General features: G+C 31.7%; 19 protein-coding genes. 5 read left to right on the forward strand and 14 right to left on the reverse strand.

The features are described from left to right. Window positions 1-19: 19 nt before the first annotated feature. The 11 genes from uvrA to fakB1 all read right to left on the reverse strand — a co-directional run bounded on the left by uvrA (window position 20) and on the right by fakB1 (window position 15113). On the reverse strand, window positions 20-2860 hold the full coding sequence (gene uvrA, locus NST64_RS09475; RefSeq protein WP_049418651.1) for an excinuclease ABC subunit UvrA: 2841 nt from the start codon (window positions 2858-2860) through the stop codon (window positions 20-22). A gap of 7 nt (window positions 2861-2867) precedes the next feature. Further along, window positions 2868-4853, reverse strand: a complete 1986-nt coding sequence (gene uvrB, locus NST64_RS09480; RefSeq protein ID WP_002448241.1) for an excinuclease ABC subunit UvrB — start codon at window positions 4851-4853, stop codon at window positions 2868-2870. Between the two features lie 267 nt (window positions 4854-5120). Beyond that, window positions 5121-5348 carry a CsbA family protein gene (locus NST64_RS09485; RefSeq protein WP_002448072.1) on the reverse strand — a complete coding sequence of 76 codons (228 nt, stop codon included), beginning with the start codon at window positions 5346-5348 and terminating at the stop codon, window positions 5121-5123. 5 nt (window positions 5349-5353) lie between these two features. After that, window positions 5354-6001, reverse strand: coding sequence for a YfbR-like 5'-deoxynucleotidase (locus NST64_RS09490; protein WP_002448191.1), 648 nt, complete (start codon window positions 5999-6001; stop codon window positions 5354-5356). Window positions 6002-6209: 208 nt separating this feature from the next. Next, window positions 6210-7100 (reverse strand): CHAP domain-containing protein, encoded by an 891-nt coding sequence (locus NST64_RS09495; RefSeq protein ID WP_002448211.1) that lies wholly within the window; start codon window positions 7098-7100, stop codon window positions 6210-6212. A gap of 220 nt (window positions 7101-7320) precedes the next feature. Further along, window positions 7321-8434 (reverse strand): peptide chain release factor 2 gene (gene prfB, locus NST64_RS09500; protein WP_100066499.1). Its coding sequence is split into 2 segments (ribosomal slippage): window positions 7321-8361 and window positions 8363-8434, totalling 1113 coding nucleotides; the frame shifts between segments, so codons are not numbered across the junction. Window positions 8435-8548: 114 nt separating this feature from the next. Then, on the reverse strand, window positions 8549-11089 hold the full coding sequence (secA, locus tag NST64_RS09505; RefSeq protein WP_340731168.1) for a preprotein translocase subunit SecA: 2541 nt from the start codon (window positions 11087-11089) through the stop codon (window positions 8549-8551). A gap of 462 nt (window positions 11090-11551) precedes the next feature. Then, window positions 11552-12127 carry a ribosome hibernation-promoting factor, HPF/YfiA family gene (gene hpf, locus NST64_RS09510; RefSeq protein WP_049418648.1) on the reverse strand — a complete coding sequence of 192 codons (576 nt, stop codon included), beginning with the start codon at window positions 12125-12127 and terminating at the stop codon, window positions 11552-11554. A 60-nt stretch (window positions 12128-12187) separates the two neighbouring features. Further along, window positions 12188-12865: a ComF family protein gene (locus tag NST64_RS09515; RefSeq protein WP_049418646.1), complete on the reverse strand. Its 678-nt coding sequence runs from the start codon at window positions 12863-12865 to the stop codon at window positions 12188-12190. Continuing rightward, window positions 12858-13940, reverse strand: a complete 1083-nt coding sequence (locus NST64_RS09520) for a DEAD/DEAH box helicase family protein (protein ID WP_340731169.1) — start codon at window positions 13938-13940, stop codon at window positions 12858-12860. The genes NST64_RS09515 and NST64_RS09520 overlap by 8 nt, the downstream gene beginning before the upstream one ends. A gap of 306 nt (window positions 13941-14246) precedes the next feature. Further along, window positions 14247-15113, reverse strand: coding sequence for a fatty acid kinase binding subunit FakB1 (gene fakB1, locus NST64_RS09525; RefSeq protein WP_002448078.1), 867 nt, complete (start codon window positions 15111-15113; stop codon window positions 14247-14249). A 140-nt stretch (window positions 15114-15253) separates the two neighbouring features. Between fakB1 and NST64_RS09530 the strand changes: the two genes are divergently transcribed. Further along, a complete protein-coding gene (locus NST64_RS09530) occupies window positions 15254-15895 on the forward strand; it encodes a YigZ family protein (protein WP_049418644.1) in 642 nt (213 codons plus the stop codon). 64 nt (window positions 15896-15959) lie between these two features. Here NST64_RS09530 and NST64_RS09535 read toward each other — a convergent pair whose 3' ends face one another. Continuing rightward, entirely contained in the window at window positions 15960-17033 is a 1074-nt protein-coding gene (locus tag NST64_RS09535; RefSeq protein WP_049418643.1) for a glycosyltransferase family 4 protein, read from the reverse strand. Window positions 17034-17405: 372 nt separating this feature from the next. On the opposite strand from NST64_RS09535, the gene gdpS reads away from it, so the two are divergent. From gdpS to pepT, 4 genes are all read left to right on the forward strand, one after another. Continuing rightward, a complete protein-coding gene (gene gdpS, locus NST64_RS09540) occupies window positions 17406-18476 on the forward strand; it encodes a GGDEF domain-containing protein GdpS (protein WP_002448119.1) in 1071 nt (356 codons plus the stop codon). A 207-nt stretch (window positions 18477-18683) separates the two neighbouring features. Beyond that, entirely contained in the window at window positions 18684-19445 is a 762-nt protein-coding gene (locus tag NST64_RS09545) for a threonine/serine exporter family protein (protein ID WP_002448186.1), read from the forward strand. Between the two features lie 16 nt (window positions 19446-19461). Further along, window positions 19462-19956, forward strand: coding sequence for a threonine/serine exporter family protein (locus tag NST64_RS09550; protein ID WP_002448047.1), 495 nt, complete (start codon window positions 19462-19464; stop codon window positions 19954-19956). Between the two features lie 14 nt (window positions 19957-19970). Further along, window positions 19971-21200, forward strand: coding sequence for a peptidase T (pepT, locus tag NST64_RS09555; RefSeq protein WP_049418640.1), 1230 nt, complete (start codon window positions 19971-19973; stop codon window positions 21198-21200). 45 nt (window positions 21201-21245) lie between these two features. Here the strand turns inward: pepT and NST64_RS09560 are convergent, their stop codons facing one another. Together NST64_RS09560 and ytxJ are read right to left on the reverse strand one after the other, a co-directional pair. Further along, window positions 21246-22370, reverse strand: coding sequence for a glycerate kinase (locus tag NST64_RS09560; RefSeq protein WP_002449068.1), 1125 nt, complete (start codon window positions 22368-22370; stop codon window positions 21246-21248). 203 nt (window positions 22371-22573) lie between these two features. Next, window positions 22574-22894: a bacillithiol system redox-active protein YtxJ gene (ytxJ, locus tag NST64_RS09565; RefSeq protein WP_002449093.1), complete on the reverse strand. Its 321-nt coding sequence runs from the start codon at window positions 22892-22894 to the stop codon at window positions 22574-22576. Window positions 22895-22932: the final 38 nt, after the last annotated feature.

Genomic DNA, 22932 nt, shown 5'->3' on the forward strand with positions numbered 1-22932 from the left:
TCGCACATTAAATTCTATTTTATTCATCTCGCACTTTATCACGTTCTAACACTGTTTTTAAGTACTTACCTGTATAAGAAGCTTCCACACTTGCAATCTCTTCTGGCGTTCCAGTTGCAACGATAGTACCGCCACCTTCTCCGCCTTCTGGTCCTAAATCTATAATATAATCTGCTGTTTTAATAACATCTAAATTATGTTCAATAATAACCACTGTATCTCCATTTTCCACAAGACGATTTAATACTTTTAATAATCGACTGATATCGTCAACATGAAGGCCTGTAGTAGGTTCATCTAAGATATAAATTGATCGTCCTGTAGAACGTTTGTGTAATTCTGAAGCCAGTTTCACACGTTGTGCTTCCCCACCAGAAAGTGTGGTTGCTTGTTGCCCTAGAGTAATATAGCCTAATCCTACATCTACAAGTGTTTGTAATTTTCTATGAATTTTAGGAATATTTTCAAAGAAATAAGTCGCTTCTTCTACTGTCATTGCTAATACATCTGCAATATTTTTTCCTTTATATGTGACTTCTAAAGTTTCTCTATTATATCGTTTGCCATCGCACACTTCGCATGGCACATATACATCTGGTAAGAAGTGCATTTCTATTTTAATAATGCCATCGCCTTTACAAGCTTCACAACGACCACCTTTAACATTAAAACTAAAGCGTCCTTTTTGATATCCTCTAATTTTAGCTTCATTCGTTTGAGCAAAAACATCTCTAATGTCATCAAATACACCTGTATATGTCGCCGGGTTAGAACGTGGTGTTCTTCCTATAGGTGATTGATCAATATCTATAATCTTATCCAATTGATCAATACCTTTGATCTCATCATGCTCTCCAGGTTTAACTTTAGAATTATTAATTGTTTGAGCTAATGATTTATATAACACTTCATTAACTAATGAACTTTTACCTGATCCAGAAACACCTGTTACAACCGTCATTACTGACAATGGAATATCTACATCAACATCTTTTAAATTATTACTTTTTGCACCTTTAATTGATATTTTACGATTCGTAATTTCTCTGCGATGTTCCGGGACGTCAATACGTTTTTTACCGCTCAAATATTGACCAGTTAAGGATTTCTTGTCTTTCATTACCTTTTTAGGAGTCCCACTTGAGACAATTTCACCGCCATGATTACCTGCACCAGGTCCGACATCAACAAGGTAATCGGCTGCTCTCATCGTATCGTCATCATGTTCAACTACAATGAGTGTGTTACCTAAATCTCTCATCTCTTTTAATGTATTGATTAAACGATCATTATCGCGTTGATGTAACCCGATAGAAGGTTCGTCTAATACATAAAGCACGCCTGTCAATCGTGATCCAATTTGAGTAGCAAGACGAATACGTTGTGCTTCTCCACCTGATAATGTTCCTGAAGAACGATTCAGTGTTAAATAATCAAGCCCTACATTATTTAAGAATGTTAATCTTGAAATAATCTCAATTAAAATTTGTTTAGCAATCGCTTTGTCTTGCTCTGATAACTCTATATTCTCATAAAATTTGAGTGCATTTTTAATGGAATATTCTACAACTTCTCCAATATTATATCCACCAACATATACTGAAAGTGCTTCTTTACTTAAACGTTTACCGTGACATGTTTCACATGGAAGTTCAGTCATATATCTACTCATCATTTCACGTGTATATTCTGATGGTGATTCGTGATAACGTCGATCTATATTAGGGACTACGCCTTCAAATTTCATTTTTCTACGACGTGTGCCTCCATTTCGACTATGAAATGAAAACTCAATTTCTTTATCACCTGACCCATTCATAAGAATATCTTTTTGTCTATCAGTCAATTTTTTATATGGCTTATCCATATTAATTTTATAAACTTCACATACTCGTTTTAATAATGTTGGATAAAAGTCGGAACTTGTGGGCTCCCAGGGTTCAATCGCGCCTTCATTTAAAGTTTTATTAGTATCAGGAACAACCAAATCTAGATCTACTGTAAGTCTTTGACCTAATCCATCACATGTCGGACAAGCGCCGAACGGACTATTAAAACTAAACATTCTAGGTTCTAATTCACCTATAGAAAATCCACAAATTGGACAAGCATGATTTTCAGAGAATTTGAGATCTTCTCCACCAATGATATCAACAGTAAGGTTTCCTTCACCCAGCTCTAAACTTGTTTCTATTGAATCTGCTAATCTTGTTTCTATTCCTGATTTTACAACTAAACGATCTACAACTACTTCAATAGTATGATTTTTATTTTTATCTAGTGCAGGAACGTCGTTTACATCGACCACTTCACCATCCACACGTAATCTGACATATCCCTTTTTGCCAATATCTTCAATTAATTTTTCATGGCTCCCTTTTCTATGTGAAACTAAAGGAGCTAAAATTTGAATTTTAGTTCTTTCTTCTAATTCTAATATACGATCTACCATTTGCTGCACGGTTTGCGATTCAATTTCGATTCCATGATATGGACAAAATGCTTTCCCCACACGTGCATATAATAATCGAATGTAATCATATATTTCAGTCACAGTAGCTACTGTAGAACGCGGGTTTTTACTTGTCGTTTTTTGGTCAATTGAAATTGCAGGTGATAGTCCCTCAATGGTATCAACATCTGGCTTATCCATTTGTCCTAAAAATTGTCGTGCGTAGGCACTTAACGATTCTACATAGCGACGTTGTCCTTCAGCATATATTGTGTCAAATGCAAGTGATGATTTTCCCGACCCAGAGAGACCAGTCATCACTATAAGTTTGTTCTTTGGTAACTCAATATCGATATCTTTTAAGTTATGTGCTCTTGCACCTTTAACTACGATACTTGGACCTTTCATGTAATAATCACCCTTCTGCTTTTAGTTCAAATAACATATCTCTCAATTCTGTTGCTCTTTCAAAGTCTAAATCTTTAGCTGCTTTTTTCATTTCTTTTTCAATATTTTCAATTGTTTTCTGACGTTCTTTCTTTGTCATTTTCTTAGGTACTTCAGTTTGTTGCTTTTCATTTGTTTCATCATTATCCACTGTAGCACTAATGACATCATGTATTTTTTTATTGATTGTTTTAGGAGTAATACCATATTTTTCGTTATGTGTCATTTGTATTTCTCGACGACGCTGTGTTTCATCAATTGCGTACTGCATAGAGTCTGTTATCTTATCGGCATACATGATAACTTCTCCTTTATCGTTACGTGCAGCACGTCCGATAGTTTGAATAAGTGAACGATTTGAACGTAAAAATCCTTCTTTATCTGCATCTAAAATAACTACTAACGACACTTCAGGTATATCAATACCCTCTCTAAGCAAATTGATACCTACTACAGCATCATATGTGCCCATTCTTAAATCACGTATAATTTCTATACGTTCAAGTGTTTTGATTTCAGAATGAAGATAATTCACTTTAATTCCTGCCTCTTTCATATATGTTGTCAAATCTTCACTCATTTTTTTAGTTAAGGTTGTGACAAGTACACGTTCATTCCTATCAATTCTTTCTTGAATTTCACTGAGTAAATCATCAATTTGATTCTTCGTAGGTCGAACATCAATTTTAGGATCTAATAAACCAGTTGGTCGAATAATTTGTTCTACCATTTTATCAGTATGTTCAATTTCATATGGACCAGGTGTTGCTGAAACATAAACGAGCTGTTTAGTTTTTTGTTCAAATTCTTCAAATTTAAGCGGACGGTTATCCATAGCACTTGGTAAACGGAAACCATGATCTACGAGTACTTTTTTACGTGCTTGGTCTCCATTAAACATACCTCTAATTTGTGGTAACGTCACGTGCGACTCATCTATCATTACAAGCCAATCATCACCAAAATAATCAAGTAAAGTATAAGGTGTGGAACCAAGTGGTCTTAATGTTAAATGAACAGAATAATTCTCTATTCCAGAACAAAAGCCCATCTCTCTCATCATTTCTAAGTCATAATTTGTACGTTGTTCTAGACGTTGTGCTTCTAATAATTTATTTTCAGCTTTCAATTCTTTTAATCGCTCTTCAAGTTCTTTTTCAATACGTTCAATAGCGACTTTCATTTTTTCTTCTCTAGTAACAAAGTGGGAAGCAGGGAATATGGCAAAATGTTCTCTTTCACGTATCACTTCACCAGTTAGATAATTTACTTCTCTGATTCTATCAACTTCATCGCCAAAGAATTCCACTCGGATACACATTTCTTCTCTTGAAGCAGGAAAGATTTCTACAACATCTCCTCTTACTCTAAATGTACCACGTTGAAAATCGATGTCGTTCCTTGAATACTGAACATCGACTAATTTTCGAAGAAGCTCACTTCTATCCATTTCCATTCCTACTCGAACGCTAACAACTAAGTCTTTGTATTCTTCTGGATTACCTAAACCATAAATACAACTTACACTTGCAATAATAATCACATCATCACGTTCGAATAAAGCACTTGTAGCTGAATGTCGTAACTGATCAATTTCATCGTTAATTGAGGCGTCTTTTTCGATAAATGTATCCGTTGATGGTACATATGCTTCAGGTTGATAATAATCGTAGTAACTCACGAAATATTCTACCCTATTTTCAGGAAAGAACTCTTTAAATTCACTATACAATTGACCTGCTAACGTTTTATTATGCGCTATAATTAATGTAGGTTTTCCAACTTCTTTAATAACATTACTCATGGTAAATGTTTTACCAGTACCCGTTGCACCAAGTAATGTTTGATGACGTTTACCAGCTTTAACACCTTCAACGATTTTTTTTATGGCTTGAGGCTGGTCCCCTTGTGGTTCAAATTCAGAATTTAATTTAAAAGGATGATGTTCTACCATTCTTTCAAGCGCCTCCTCAGTTTATTTTATTAATTGTTTATTTCAGTAAAAATAATATTATTTATACTTATTTTAACAAAAAAGCGAATAAAAAAACAAACGTTTGTTCGCTTACGTTTGCCATCATTTTTTATACATATATAAAAGATGAGACACAAATATAAATTCATTTCTATATTTATGCCTCATCTTAATATGTTGACGTATTTTTATTAGATATGTATTAATAATATAAAACAAATGGTATAGTACTGCAATTTTTTTGGCTTAGTCTTGATGTTTGTGAAATTCTAAATTATCAATTATCACATAACCAGCTAGGATAGATACTACATCTAAAAATATAATCCATTCATTATGAAAAAATCCTTTATACACTGAAGCGGCAATTAATATCAATGTTACAATAACGCCCACCCATTTACTTCTGGTAATTACACTAAATAAAATAACTAAGATACAAGGAAAGAAAGCAGCTAAAGTATACCATACCATTCTATTCACTCATTTCTTCTTCGTCGTTCTAAGATTGTCATTGTTGTTTCACGTAGTTCAGCACGAGGAATAAAGTTTTCCGTAAGCATTTCCGGTATAACGTGATCAATAAAATCTTGTACTGAACTTAAATGATCAAATTGCATTATTGTTTCTAGGCTATGTTCATAAATTTCAAAAAACAGATCTTCCGGATTACGTTTTTGAATTTCACCAAACGTTTCATATAATAAGTCAATTTTATCAGCTACTGATAAAATTTGGCCTTCTAAAGAATCATCTTTTCCCTCTTGAAGTCTTTTACGATAAATATCTTGGTATGGCTTCGGAATTTCTTCATTAATGAACGTATCTACCATTTCTTCTTCGACTTGAGAAAATAACATTTTTAATTCTCTACTTGCATATTTAACTGGTGTCTTAATATCCCCTGTAAATACTTCTGCAAAATCATGGTTAAGGGCTTTTTCATACAAGCTTTTCCAATCAATTGAATTACCATGATATTCTTCAACTGTTGCTAAGTATTGAGCTATTTTAGTAACTTTAAATGAATGTGCTGCAACATTATGCTCAAAATATTTGAATTTTCCTGGTAATCTTATTAATTTTTCAAGATCAGATAAACGTTTAAAGTATTGATGAACCCCCATAATGCGGTTATACCTCCTTATATTATTAAATAGAAATTATACTTGTATTTATTATATCAATCAATCGTTTAGTAAAAAGTTTTAATTGTGATAATTTCATAACTTTTATTTCTTTTTTTAAATAATACATTGCATTATTAATAACTAAAAAAACATCAACAAAACATAAGCTTTGTTGATGCTTTAACATTATAAATCCTTTGAAAATTTAATGTATAAAATTATAACTAGACGAATTATAAATTGTTCTATTTGTAACATCATTGAAATGACCATTCCAATTCATTTCTGAAACATAAAATGAACCATCATTGTTCACACGTTCTACGATGCCCACGTGACCATAATAACCCGCTGGTGTTTGGAAAACAGCACCTACTTCAGGACGATGATCGACCACTAAACCAGCATTTCTAGCTGAGCTTGCCCAATTATTCGCATTTCCCCAATAGCTCCCTACTGAACGTCCTAATTGTTGTCTACGATCAAATGCATAATATGTGCAGTTACCAAAATAATAATGATTACCTTGGTTATTTAAAGCACTATTATTATAATATACTGGTGCACTTACTGTTTCAGTATTGTAATTATTACTAGTAACATATGATGGAGACGCTACATATGACGCAGTTTCAGCGCTATTATAACTTAATGGTGCAGTTTCAGTTTCACTTGAATAAGGCGTAGCATATACACTACTATCACTTATCAATTGACTTTCTAATGTTGCTGAACCTTTGTCACTTACTGCGATTAAATCACCAGGATGAATTAGCGGTTTTACTCCTGGATTAAATGCATATAATTCATCTAATGTTAAATGATGAGCATTCGCAATGTTGTTTAATGTATCACCCGATTTAACTTCAACAATATCTTTATCAGGTACAACTATTGAAATATCTTTTTCAACTTCCTCATTACCTATATGATTTAATTTTTTTATCTCATCTGCAGTTGTAGAAAATTGTTGTGCCAATGCTTCTACATTTGTTTTTTCTTTAACAATGTGTGTTTGTTGTGCATGTGCTAACGTATTTAAACCTGTAATTGCTGCAATTGAAGCAAATGTTACAGTCATTGATTTTTTTAACATGTTGTCATTCCTTTGCTGTAGTGTATGCTTGTTCATTAATACTTTAGCATAAACAACATTAAAAAAGAGGAATGTTAAAACCTTGTAATATAAAGGTTAAATAACACTCCTAAATTAGTTTAAATTGATTAAATTAGTAATATTACAAGTCACGAATTACATTTTAAAGTTAGATTTATTTAGATTTTAAAATTTTATTTTTTATTAATAAACAACTCAATCAATCATTTTGTGACATCGTTTGTCGTAAATAAGCTTCTATAAATGGCGCAATATCTCCATCCATTACTGCATCTACCTTAGCAGTCTCTTCATTTGTACGATGATCTTTTACCATAGAATATGGATGGAATACATACGAACGAATTTGACTACCCCATCCTATTTCTTTTTGTTCACCACGAATTTCTGCCATTTCACGTTCTTGCTCTTCTAACTTCAATTGATATAATTTAGATTTCAACATTTTCATTGCAGCTTCACGGTTCTTGATTTGAGAACGTTCATTTTGGTTATTCACTACAATTCCAGTTGGATGGTGAGTAATACGGATTGCAGACTCTGTTTTATTGATATGTTGTCCACCTGCACCTGATGCTCTAAATGTATCTACTGTAATATCATCAGGATTAATTTCTATTTCTATCTCATCATTATCAAATTCTGGTATAACATCACAAGAAGCAAATGACGTATGACGTCTTCCAGATGAATCAAAAGGTGAAATTCTTACAAGTCGGTGTACTCCTTTTTCTGCTTTTAAGTAACCGTAGGCGTTATGACCTTTAATCAATAATGTAACGCTTTTTACTCCCGCTTCATCACCTGGTAAATAATCGATGGTTTCTATTTTAAAGCCTTGTTGTTCACCATATCTTTGGTACATTCTTAATAACATGCTAGCCCAGTCTTGAGATTCGGTCCCTCCAGCACCAGGATGCAACTCTAAAATAGCATTATTTGCATCATGTGGACCATCTAATAATAATTGTAATTCAAACTGATCGATTTGTTCTCTGAATGATACAATATCTTGTTCTAAATCTTCTTTGATTTCATCATCATATTCCTCTTGAAGTAATTCCCATGTTGCATCCATATCTTCTAATTTATGATTGAGCTCATAGTAACCATTAACTATCGATTTTAATGCATTATTTTTATCAATAACATCTTGAGCTTTATTTTGGTTATCCCAAAAGTCTGGTTCTGTCATCATTTCTTCATATTCTTGAATATTTGTTTCTTTATTTTCTAAGTCAAAGAGACCCCCTAATTTGTTCTAAATCATTATTATATTCATCAATATTACGTTTGATTTCTGATAATTCCACTATATATGTCTCCTTTATTTATAAATTCTTTAAATAAAATACGAGATCGCGACAAAAGCTTTTAAATGATAAGCAATATACGTCTCGATCTCGCCTAATTATAATTACTTGATATTAATCTTCTTTACCATGGCAATTTTTATATTTTTTACCACTACCACAAGGACAAGGATCATTACGTCCGATTTTTTCACCTTTTACAATAGGTTGTTTTTTTGCTTTTTCTTTGCCATCTTCAGCAGATACGTGTTGTGCCTTGCCAAAATCTGTTGTTTTTTCACGTTCAACTTGTTCGTCTACTTGAATAACAGATTTTAATATATATTTAGACGTATCTTCTTCAATAGCTTGCATCATTAAGTCAAATAACTCGTGTCCTTCATTTTGGTAATCACGAAGTGGATTTTGTTGTGCATATGAACGTAAGTGTATACCTTGGCGTAACTGATCCATTGTATCAATATGGTCAGTCCAATGAGTATCAATAGAACGTAATAAAATCATACGTTCAAATTCAGGCATTTGATCTCCAATTTTTTCTTTTTGGCTTTCATAACCTTTTTCAATTTTAGTCCATACCACTTCAAAAATGTCTTCAGAATCTTTACCTTTAATTTCTTCTTCAGTTAATTCTCCTTCTTGAATAAACACATCATTAACATAATTTATAAATGGTCCATAATCAGGATTATCATCTTCATCGTTGTTAATATAGTAGTTAATCGCTCTCTGTAAAGTAGTACGCATCATCGCAATAACAATTTCTGAACTATCTTCTGAATCTATAATGCTATTACGTTCATTATAAATAATTTCACGTTGTTTACGTAATACTTCATCATACTCGAGAATACGTTTACGTGCATCAAAGTTATTTCCTTCAACACGTTTTTGAGCTGATTCAACTGCGCGTGAAACCATTTTAGATTCTATTGGCGTTGAATCATCCATACCTAAACGATTCATCATTTTTTGAAGTCTTTCAGAACCAAAACGAACCATTAATTCATCTTGTAATGATAAGTAGAAACGACTATCCCCTTTATCTCCTTGACGACCTGAACGACCACGTAATTGATCATCAATACGACGAGATTCATGTCTTTCAGTGCCTATTACTGCAAGGCCACCTATTTCTTCTACGCCTTCACCTAATTTAATGTCTGTTCCACGTCCAGCCATATTAGTAGCAATAGTAACTGCACCTTTTTGTCCTGCATTGGCTACAATTTCAGCTTCTCTTTCATGATTCTTCGCATTTAATACATCATGACGTATACCGCGTTTTTTCAATAAATTTGAAATGTATTCACTTGTTTCTACTGCAACAGTACCTAATAAAACTGGTTGTCCTTGTTTATGTTTTTCAACCACATCGTCTACAACTGCATCAAACTTTCCTTTTTGACTAATATAAATTAAATCAGACTTATCTTGACGTTGAACAGGTTTGTTCGTTGGAATTTGAGTTACTGTCATATTATAGATATTACGGAACTCTTCCTCTTCAGTTTTAGCAGTCCCAGTCATTCCAGCTAATTTATTATACATACGGAAGTAGTTTTGGAAAGTAATTGAAGCCATTGTTTTAGATTCATTTTGAATTTTCACGCCTTCTTTAGCTTCAATAGCTTGATGCAATCCTTCAGAAAAACGACGTCCAGGCATTGTACGACCAGTGAATTGATCTACAATTAATACTTCTCCATCTACGACCATGTAATCGACATCGCGTTGTAAAGTCACATGTGCTCTTAAAGCAGTATTAATATGACTAATAATATCTACATTTTGAACATCATATAAATTATCAATTTTAAACATTCGTTCTGCTTTATCTGCACCTTGTTCTGTTAAATGAACAGCTTTTGTTTTTTCATCATATTTATAATCTTCATCCGCTTTTAACATCTTAGCAAAAACATTCGCTTGAGTATAAAGAGACGTTGACTTTTCAGCTTCACCTGAAATAATTAGCGGTGTTCTTGCCTCATCTATTAAAATAGAGTCAACCTCATCAATAATAGCAAAATGTAATGGTCTCATTACGCGTTCTTCCGCATAATTCACCATATTATCTCTTAAGTAATCAAAGCCTAATTCATTATTTGTACTATAAGTAATGTCTTTTGCGTATGCTTCACGTTTTTCTTCAGTAGATTTGCTATTTAGATTTAAACCAACTGTTAAACCTAAAAACTCATATAATTCAGCCATTTCTTCACTTTGAACACTAGATAAGTATTCATTGACTGTAATAACATGAACGCCTCGTCCTGCTAAAGCATTTAAATACGTTGGCATTGTCGCAGTTAATGTTTTACCTTCACCAGTTCTCATTTCTGCAATATCGCCTTTATGAATAGCAATACCACCCATAACTTGGACTTTATAAGGTGACATGTTAAATACACGTTTTGCACCTTCACGTACTAATGCAAATGCTTGTGGTAAAATTTTATCTAAATAGTCATTTTGTTTTTTTACATCTTCAATTGCTTGTGCTTCTTCTTGAAATTGCTTTGTTTTATTTCTGATTTCTTCGTCAGTTAAAATCGCCATTTTTTCCTCTAAAGCAAGTACTTCATCAGCTTTTTTACTTAAACGTTTCACTTCTTTCTTATTGCCGTCAACAATTTTTGATAAAAATCCCATTATGTTCGCTCCTTTAGCTAAAAAAACTGTTTGGCCTACAACAATTTATAATATCATTTATAAGTTCAAATTTATACTTAAATACTCATATAAACGATATGCTTAATTGTGTACAATAATTACTTTTATATTTAAACTTTCTTTCTATTTCAAAAAACTTACTATCTTTTAATTTTTAATTACCTCATTACATTAGCATAGCATGATTATACCGTCCATGAATAAGTGTAAAATAGCTAGTTGATAGTAGCTTCATACTCATTCTTCACATTGTACGATACATATAATATTTATTATTCTCTTCTAAATAATAAAAGTACCTGGGACATCAACTTGTCTCAGGTACCTTTAAACAAGGGAGTAGTCATTGACTGAATTGAATACGTGCCTATGTCATGCATTTTCAATTCTAGTCATAGCTCCTCTCATACTTAAACTTTCGTAAAGAACGTCTACATTCAACTATTCAATTGTTTCAATCAGACCATATTTACCATCTTTACGTCGATACACAATACTTGTACCATCTGTTTCACGATCTGTAAAAATGTAAAAATCATGCCCTAATAAATCCATTTGTAATACTGCTTCTTCAGAATCCATTGGTTTTAAGCTAAACTGTTTAGAACGAATAATTTCTATTTCATTCTCATTTGATGATTCAGAAGTCGCTTCCACATCCTCATTCACTACTGTTTGTTGCTCAGCAATAAATGGTTCTGGTTCTCCATTATCTCTATTCTTACGATTCACACGCGTTTTATATTTACGAACTTGACGTTCTAATTTGCTTGTAACTAAATCAATGCCTGCGTATAAATCGTCGTGTCGTTCTTCAGCTCTCAATGTAACATTTTTCAAAGGAATTGTTACCTCGATTTTAGTAGCTGAATTTTGATACGTTTTAACTTTTACATGTGCAACTGCATTTGGCACATTATTAAAATAACGTTCAAGTTTACCAATTTTTTCCTCAATATAGTTGCGGATAGCATCTGTAATAGTGAGGTTATCTCCATGAATTTCAAATCTAATCATAGTTATCTCTCCTTTAACCTCTAATATTGGTATTCTTACTATTATAATATCATGTTTAAGTCATCTTGAAAACGCAAACACTTTGAATTTTCTGACTTTTTTATTACATAATACACTCCCCGCATAATGAACTGTCAAACCGGTAGTATAGATATCATCAATCAGTAAAATATTTTTATTCGTAATATCTATATTTTCTTTAAGATAGAACGGATTGTCAGCTTTAAATCGCTCTTTTTTTCCAAGTCTTGATTGCTTAGGTCGTGAACGTGTCCCTAATAATTCTATATAGCTTATCCCCATTTTGTCCAAAACAGTGGTTACTGGATTAAACGTTCGATGTTCATCTCTTTTATAAGGGGATGGGATAGGGACAATATAGTCATATGACGTTTTAGGCAATGTTAACTTTGAAGCTAAAACCTCAGCTAAATAGTAATCCTTCATAAATTTGTAATGATGAATCGTTTCTTTCATTATTCCATCATATTTATATTCACAATACAGTTGTGACATTAGAGTAAATTGTTGATTGAGACATTTACAGTCTAAACATTCATCACTTGCTTTTATTTTATAATTAAGACATCTTGTACATCTTTTTTTATCATTGATATCAAGTTTAATGGCTTGCCATTGTTTTGTGCATGTTTCACAAAATTGTTGTGGTGATTTATAAAAATTAAATATAGATAGTTCTTCGTGAATAGGAGTAGCACACTGAATACATTTATTCATCAATCCACCCTCTTTGAATCCCTAATTTATTCATTTTTGTAATATCTTTTTTAGCCATCAACATTGATATACTCACACCTTCATGAAGAAATAATACCTTTCCTGTGGGAGCTTCTTGTTTACGTCCAACTCTTCCAGCAATTTGTACTAATGCAGCCTTTTCAAATGTATCTGCATTAATTACGATAACGTCTAATTGAGCCATAGTAAATCCACGTTCTAAAATTGTTGTTGTAAAAACAATTCGATGTTTTCCTTCACGAAGTGCTTTCACTTTTTCAAAACGTAAAGCATCTTCACTTGAAATACATATCAAATCTGAAAATATTTTTTTATAGTATTCGGATATCTTAATCATATTTTCTATATTATTAAAAAATACTAACGTAAATCTTTTATGTTCAATCTGATTTAATAACATGTACTTTAAAAAACTTTGAGTACGATTCATATTTAATTTAAAATATTTAAATTTTGGAACTGGTAATGGGTGTCTATGAAAGCGAGCAGGTAACTGTATAATGCGATGTTTTGGTATATGATGCAGTAAATGTCTAGGTGGCGTTGCAGTCATATAAATCAATGTAGATAGCGGTTTAGCCGCTTGTTTAATAGCATTTTGTAGATGATGATCCATAGGAAGCGGAAATGCATCAACTTCATCGACAAAAATAACTTCAAAGTGATTTTTAAATCGATATAGTTGATGGATAGTACAAATTACAAAATGTCCGTTATATTGTTGTTTACTTGATTGATGCAATACGTCAATATTTTCTTTCAAAAAAACTTCTTTAATACGCTGGCTAATCTCTATTACTACATCTACTCTTGGAGAGATGACTGCTACATTAAATCCTCTTTTACGTGATAAGCTAATACCCTCATATATCATCTCTGTTTTTCCTGCACCAGTTACCGCATATAATAGTAAGTTTTCACAGTTTTCTATAGCAGATAAGATTTTTTCTGATGCATAACATTGCTGTTCAGATAATTTAAAAGATAATGTATATAATCCCTCTGATTTAACATTTTTACTTTTAATGATTTTATATTCAGTAATATTATCCATTCTTCCTAGATGTATACATTGTCGACAATATATTACTTCTTTATTAAGAATAGAGGAAAAATATTGATAGAAATGAGCACTATCTTCATTACCACATTGAATACATCGATATCCTTTTGAACTCTTTACGATACCTAACGTTTTCTCACTGATTATTTCATCTTTTAATTCTATTTCTGAAGATACTAATCTTCCATAATATTTAATATTTCATCACTTCCTTATTAAAATAAAAAAAGTCTAATCGAAAAGGAGATGGGTACCTTAGCCCTCCATGTTCTCACTTTTAACGATTAGACCTTCATCTTATTCGATTACAATTTTTCTTGGGAAATATCCAACTCCGATTCCACCTGAACCTAAATGAGATGCAATGACTGGTCCATATTCACAATATTGAATATTAATGTTTGAATATTTCTCTTTTAATTTAGCACAAAAATCTTTACCCTCTTTTGTTTTATCTCCATTAATCACAAACACTGTTACATCATTAATATTTTTCGCAATATCAAGTGCATGTTGTTCTATAGAATTATAAGCTCGCTTACGTGTACGTACTTTTTCTAAAGGATGAATTTTTCCATCTTCTTCAAACTTAAGCACTGGCTTCATTTGTAAAAGTGTTCCAATCCATGCTTGGGCACCAGTAATACGACCACTTTTTTGTAAATTTTTTAAATCATCAACAAATAAGTATGCACCTGTATCTTTACGAATAGACGTTAATTCCTCAATAATTTCGTTAGGGGTTGCTCCGTCTTCAATCAATTTTAATGTATAAATCACATAGCTGCCTTCAACCATAGAAGCTAATCTTGTATCAAATGTGTGGACTTGAATGCCATCTACCATTTCACCTGCTTGTGTTGCTGATTGATAACTCCCACTAATACCACTTGATAAATTAAAGACGATAACATCTGTATAACCTTTATCTCTCAATTCCTCGTAGTTCTTTATCCATTCACCAATAGCTGGTTGACTTGTTGTAGGAATTGTTTTAGATGCGGCCATTTTTTTATAAAAAGATTCTTTTGAAAGATCTGGATGTTCAGTAAATGTTTCTCCATCATCAAATGTTACACTCAGTGGTGCAACTGGTATCTGATATTTTTCAATAATATGTTTTGGCAGATTCGCAGTAGAGTCTGTCATTACTGCAATTTTCATAATCGTCCTCCTCAATTATACTCACCAGTATTATAAATTATTTTAATAAAAAAGGAAATTCATAATCAATTATTTATCTAAAAGAAAACAAACGTGTATAATAAAATTCATATTAATCATATCGTGGAGGTATTTATCAATTGAGTGATCGTGTTATTACTATAAAAAAAGAACATATTATTGAAAATACAATTAATAAATCTCGATTTATTGCTCATATCAAACCTATTTCCTCAGAAGATGAGGCTAAGATGTTTATAGAAGAAGTAAAACAAACTCATAAAGAAGCAACACATAATTGTTCTGCATACACTGTTGGCAATCAAATGAATATACAAAAAGCCAACGATGATGGAGAACCAACAGGAACAGCAGGTATTCCTATGCTTGAAATATTAAAAAAACTGGATATTCACAATGCTTGTGTGGTAGTTACTCGGTATTTTGGTGGTATTAAACTTGGCGGTGGCGGATTAATTCGTGCATATAGTGGTGCAGTACGAGATGTGATTTACGATATCGGCCGTGTAGAATTAAGAAATGCTATTCCCACTACTGTTACCATTAATTATGACTTAACAGGTAAATTTGAGTATGAACTTGCTTCAACTTCTTTTTTTCTAAGAGACAAAGTTTACACTGATAAAGTGAGTTATAAGATTGATGTTGTAGAAACAGAATACGATTCATTTATCGAATTTTTAAACCGTAATACAGCAAGTCAATATGATTTAGAAAAAGATACACCTAAGCAATTACCTTTTGATATTGAAACAAATTAATTAAATTACAAAAGCCAGCAAACGCTTAAGATTGCTGGCTTTTGTAAATAAGTGAATAAAAATATTATTTGTGGTTTGTCTTATGACGAGATGCATCGTCATTTTTTTTAGAAATTAAATTAAGAATAGGACGATAACTATCATCTATTAAACCAGTAAATTCAACGATGAGTTCAATTGTGATGACGATTAAGATAAACATTAGTAATACACCTAATGGTTGAGATAAATACAATATAATACTCGATAAACTAAACATAATCGCAATAGAGTATATCAGTAATACTGTTTGACGATGTGTATATCCTAATGCAAGAAGTTTATGATGTAAATGTGATTTATCTGCTTGCATAATGTGTTGACCATTTCTCACTCTTCTAATCATTGCAAATAAGGTATCAATAAATGGTACCGCTAAAATAACAATTGGGAAGAATAAAGAAATAAATGTGATATTTTTAAAACCTAGTAAGGATAAAAAGCCAATAATAAATCCAATCATTAATGCTCCACTATCGCCTAAAAAGATTGTAGCAGGATGGAAATTAAAGAATAAGAAACCAAGTAATGCGCCAATCAGCAAACTACAAATCATAATGATAAATACATTTCCTTGTAATATAGCTATGAAACCAATGGTAGTTAAACCAATAACTGACACACCTGATGCCAAACCATCTAAACCATCTATTAAATTTATTGCATTTGTTATTGCTACAATCCATATAATTGTAATCGGTATACTTAAAATACCAAAATGAATGGTTGGACCAATTGGAAAAGAAATAAAATCTATGGTAATCCCGTAAAAAACAACAACTGATGCCGCTATAATTTGTCCAATTAACTTTAAAATTGGCTTCAAATCATAAATATCATCAATGATGCCTACAAAATACATAATAATTAAACCAATTACCAAAGGTTTAACTGCCCTCTCTATGGGATGGCCTAACCATAAACCAATAAGAAATGAAAGTAGTATGACAGTACCTCCCATGACTGATACTGGTTTTGTATGTACTTTTCTATAGTTAGGTCGATCTACTAAATTAAATTTAAAAGAAACCTTTATTATAATAGGCGTTATTATTAAACTGATTACCAATGTTACAACAATAAGTAATAAAGTATACATCAGTTCACCTTCAATATATTCCTGTTATTTTTTCATCTATACTATTTAAACAATTATTATCAATTTTTTAAATTAGACTATAGTAGTATATATACTTTTTCAATTTTATATATTATTAGTCTGTTTATTTTCTTCGTAATAATCTATTCATTAAACAGACCACTTTTAATCATGTATCATAAACTAATTAAAATTAATTGTAAATTTTTTGTAAAGATACGTATTTTTTATATCATATCATTTTGTTATAAATTTGAACATGAAAGTCTATCTGAAATTCATAATATATATTTTATAACAAACAACTTAATGACAAATAGTAAGTTTTCACTTACAATTACTAATGGTTAATTTAAAGGAGTCGATCCCAATATGTTTGAAGCAACTATTTACAATATTGCCGTTATGGTAGCTGGAATTTATTTATTCCATCGATTACAATATTCAGAAAATAAAATCATGATATTTTCTAAAGGTTATGTCACAATTTTAATGACTTTGGTGGCATTACTAATAACAGCTTACCCTATTCCTTTTCATCATCAATATCTTATTCGTCTAACTTTTGTTCCGTTACTATTCCTTGGTCGCTATACAAACGTCGGTTACACTTTTATTGCCTCACTTATCATAAGTCTAGTGGATATATTTTTATTCGGAAATTCATTTTTTTATAGCGTCGTTCTTATTATAATAGGTATTATTGTTAGTTTAATTGGGCCGTTTCTTAAAAAAAATGATATTATTGCTTTAATTATTTTAAATGCTATCAGTATTGTTATTATTTTTGTTTTATCTATCTTCACAACTTTATATGATTTAACTGAATTAATTATACTTATACCTATTTCATTCGTACTAACGATTACTTCTGCTGTTACCTTTGTTGATATCTGGCATTTCTTTTCGCTTGTTACACGGTACGAAAATGAGGATAAGTATGATTATTTAACAGGTTTAGGTAATGTAAAAGAATTTGATAGACATTTAAATAAGATTTCTCAAAAAGCCGAAATAGAACATACTAGTCTCGCACTTTTACTCGTTGACATTGACGGATTTAAAGATGTTAATGATACATATACTCATAAAGCAGGAGACGCTGTACTAAAACAAATGTCTCAATTGCTTAAAAATTATGTACCACATCAATTTAAAATCTTCCGTAATGGCGGTGAAGAATTTTCTATTGTCATCTTCGATTATTCTTTAGATCAAAGTGTGAAACTTGCTGAAAATATTAGGATGGCAGTCGAAAAATCTTCGTTCCATTTACCTAATAAAGAAGTTATAAAACTATCTGTATCTATTGGCGTTGGTTATTTATCTCCAGATGAATATAAATCTCAACGTAAAGTATTTAAAGACGCCGATGATATGGTCCATGTAGCTAAAAAAGAAGGTCGTAATCAAGTAATGTTTAATCCTATAATTAAATTATAGACGTTACGATTTAATTTGAGATGGAACGTGGAATTCGAAATGAATTCTGTTGCATCTCTTTTTTATACTCTTTTAACATCTATATTATTTATTTGTTATTCTACTTTTAAAATGACTGATTTAGTAATAAAGTATTAATACAAGCGAAGAATATTATAGATATACACGAAAATCATTATATATTTTAATTATTGTGGAGGTGCTTTTATGAATAATTCAATCACTATTATCGATGAAAATAAGGTGATTGATGTTGTATTAATAGCTGGTCGCATTCTCTTAGAATCTGGAGCTGAAACTTACCGCGTTGAAGACACTATGAATCGAATTGCTCATAGTTATGGTTTAAATGATACATATAGCTTTGTCACATCGACCGCTATCATTTTCTCACTTAATGATCGAACAAATACAAGGCTTATAAGAATTAGAGATCGTACTACAGATTTAGAAAAAATTGCTCTTACAAATAGTCTTTCTAGAAAGATTGCTAAAAATGAGCTAACCATTGATGAAGCTAAATCAGAACTGATTCATTTAAGTAAAGCTTCATTACAATATTCTTTTTTATTGAATTTTTTTGCTGCGGCAATTGCATGTGGCTTTTTCTTACTCATGTTTGGCGGTGTTGTTTCTGATTGCTGGATTGCTATTTTAGCTGGCGGCGCTGCGTTCTTAACTTTTAGCTTTGTCCAGCGTTTCATTCAAATTAAATTCTTTTCTGAATTTGTAGCATCAGCAGTAGTCATTACAATTGCTGTTACATTTACTAAACTAGGCATTGCTACAAATCAAAATATTATAACAATTTCTAGTGTTATGCCCTTAGTACCTGGAATTTTAATTTGTAACGCTATTAGAGATTTAATGGCTGGCGAGCTACTTGCTGGAATGTCTCGTGGTGTAGAAGCTGCACTAACATCATTCGCTATTGGTGCAGGCGTAGCGATTGTTTTATTAATTCTTTAAGAAAGGCTGTTTATGTATGTTATTTTATCTATTTCATTTTGTTATCAGTTTTATTTCAACAGTACTTTTTTCTATTATATTTAATGCTCCTAAACGACTTTTGCTTGCTTGTGGATTTGTCGGCGCCTTAGCTTGGACAATTTATCAATATACTGTAGATATGGATTTAGGAAAAGTTGGCGCTGCGTTTTTAGGTAGTTTAATTCTTGGTTTATTAAGTCATGTGATGAGTCGACGCTATAAAAGACCCGTGATTATCTTCATTGTGCCAGGTATAATCCCTCTTGTTCCTGGTGGTACAGCATATGAAGCAACACGATTTTTAGTATCTAATGACTATACTCATGCTGTGAATACATTTCTAGAGGTCACATTAATTTCTGGTTCAATTGCTTTTGGGATATTGGTAGCAGAAATTCTCTACTATATTTACACACGTATTAAGCAATTTTATGGTAAAATCAAAGGAAAAACGTATAGAAAATCTTACAATATGAACAATAGAGTCTAAGGGGATGTTTCGTTATGAAAGTACAGATTATAGATAGATTATCAAGATATGTAAAAATAGATACACAATCAAATCCCGAATCGAAATCGACGCCTTCTACTGAAAAACAATGGGATTTATTACATTTATTACAAAAAGAACTGCAAGACTTTGGATTAGAAACAGAATTGGATAATAATGGTTATCTGTTTGCCACTTTAGAAAGTAACATAGAAAAAGAAGTTCCTACGGTCGGTTTCTTAGCACATGTAGATACCTCACCAGATTTTAATGCGACAAATGTTAATCCTCAGATTATAGAAGATTATAATGGTCAACCTATTAAATTAGGTCAAACAAATCGAGTATTAAGTCAAGATGTATTTCCAGAACTTAAAAAATTAGAAGGTCACACTCTAATGATTACAGATGGTACATCTTTACTCGGTGCCGATGATAAAGCAGGTGTTGTAGAAATTATGGAAGCAGTAAAATACTTGCAGACTCATCCAGAAATTAAACATGGTCGCATACGTATAGCTTTTACACCTGATGAAGAAATAGGTCGTGGTCCTCACAAGTTTAATGTGGAACGCTTTAATGCCGATTTTGCCTATACTATGGATGGCAGTGAATTTGGAGAATTACAATTCGAAAGTTTTAATGCAGCAGAAGCAACAATCACTGCCCATGGTGTAAACGTTCATCCTGGTTCTGCAAAAAACGTAATGGTTAATGCTATTGGATTAGTACATCAATTCCATAGTCTACTACCTGCTAATGAAGTACCAGAACGTACAGAAGGTTATGAAGGATTCTATCATTTAATGAAAATAGAAGGAACAGTTGAAAAAGCTTCTTTACAATATATTATAAGAGATCACGATAGAAAATCTTTTGAACTCAAAAAGAAAAAACTTTTAGAAATTCGTGATGATATTAATATTCATTATGAAGATTATCCAGTAAAAGTAGATATCGAAGACCAATACTACAATATGGCTGAACAAATTAAGCCACATCCGTATATTATTGATATTCCTAAAAAAGTATTTGCAGATTTAGAGATAAAACCAAATACTGCGCCTATACGTGGTGGTACTGATGGTTCTCAGCTTTCATTTAAAGGTTTACCTACACCTAATATTTTTACAGGATGTGGAAACTTCCATGGTCCATTTGAATATGCTTCTATCGATGTAATGGAAAAAGCAGTACAAGTGATTATTGGTATTGCTCAAGAAGTAACACAATATGAAAAATAATAAATAAAAAAAGTTTAGTTCATTCTTTGAACTAAACTTTTTTATTTATTTTATTCCCTTAGCTGTAGTTTTTAATAATCGTAAAGCTTGAACTGTATAATGTCTAATTTGAAGACCCATTTTAAAATCTGTGTATGTTTTCGGCATTTCAATAAATGTGTTAAACATGGCTGTTACGCGATGATGATTAAATATATCAAACTTATCATTAGTCGCACAAATTGCAATAGATGGTTTGTGATATTTTTCTGTAAGTTCCGCAATAGTCAATGTGGTTGTTTCAAGCATATGATCTTCTTCTTTTAAACCCTCTCCAAAGATAATTAAATCTGCCTGAGATACTAACTCATCTAAATGTGTAATTTGATTTACTAGTTCATGACTCGTTAAAATTTCTGTGTTGTATAATGCTTTCAACACCGCAGCTATACCGCCACCGGCTCCGCCACGTTCAATAGGTCCTAAAGCAATATGTAATTCATTTTTCATAATCTCATTTAAGTACCAAATTAAATTATCAATTTCCACTGCTTTTTTGTGTGGAATTTGATGGTTATAGCTTAATTTCATAATTTCACTATTTTTTCCATACAACTTACTAGAAAAATCCGTCATCACTTGTAGTCTGACATTTTCCAATGTACTAGGCAGTCCAGAAATGTCAATATGACGAATGAACTTAATCATTTGTGCGCCTTCTCGTGCGTCAAGTTCTCTATTTTCATCATCATAAAATTTAGCTCCTAAAGCTTGTAGCATCCCTACGCCACCATCAAAACTATCCATACCACCTAAAGATATAATAATATGATCTGTGTCCTTGTTTAATGCATCTAAAATAACTTCTCCTAACCCAAAACTAGTACGTTGTTCAATTGCTTTATGACCTTTTGAAAATAAATTACTTTCAATAATTACAGTACCTTCTTCAGTTTGTCCATATATCGTTTCAATCTCATTCATATCGGCATCATGAACATTCACTTTATATTTTGTACCTGAGTGCCAAAGAAATACTGAATTTAATAATTCATGACGTCCGTTAAATAAAGGTACCTGTACAATATCTGCATGATCAATTTGACTTGCTATTGCCTCTTCCACATAACGATTCGCTTGATAACTCGAAATAATACCGTTAAATTCATCCATGGCTACTAAAATTTTCATTCTATTTTCACCTCATGCCACTTTCTATCTTTCTTAAATTCATACGTTATAACTTCACTTTCACATTATACATAGGTTCATCGCATATTTCATTTTTTACATTTTATAAATATAAAAGTCATTTAAAATGATAAAAATGTAGATATAATAAAGAGCTGGTAACAAAAAATGTACCAGACTCTTAAATCGATATATTATCTTTCTTATTCTTCAGCTTGTGCTAATGTAGATACATTAATATCACTATGACTAGCATTCCATACAGCTTTTCCATCTACAAAATAAAAAGCTTGTGGTGATTCATGTTTCACATTTGTCTTTTCAGCAATATAATCAGAAAGTTTTCTTTCTTCTTGAACTACTAGATAATATCCATCTATGTCTCTTTCATATAAAAACTTATTAAATTGATCAAATGCTGCAGCTGAAATTGGACATGTGTCACTATGTTTTAATACAAATACATCGTTATGTTCTTCTAATACTTGTTCAAACTGGTCAATCGAACTCAGCTTTATAGCCATTCTATTCACCTCTAAATTTTTTAACTTTGTCCCTTTTT

It is taken from the genome of Staphylococcus sp. FSL W8-1268, from assembly GCF_038003965.1.
Taxonomy (GTDB): domain Bacteria; phylum Bacillota; class Bacilli; order Staphylococcales; family Staphylococcaceae; genus Staphylococcus; species Staphylococcus hominis.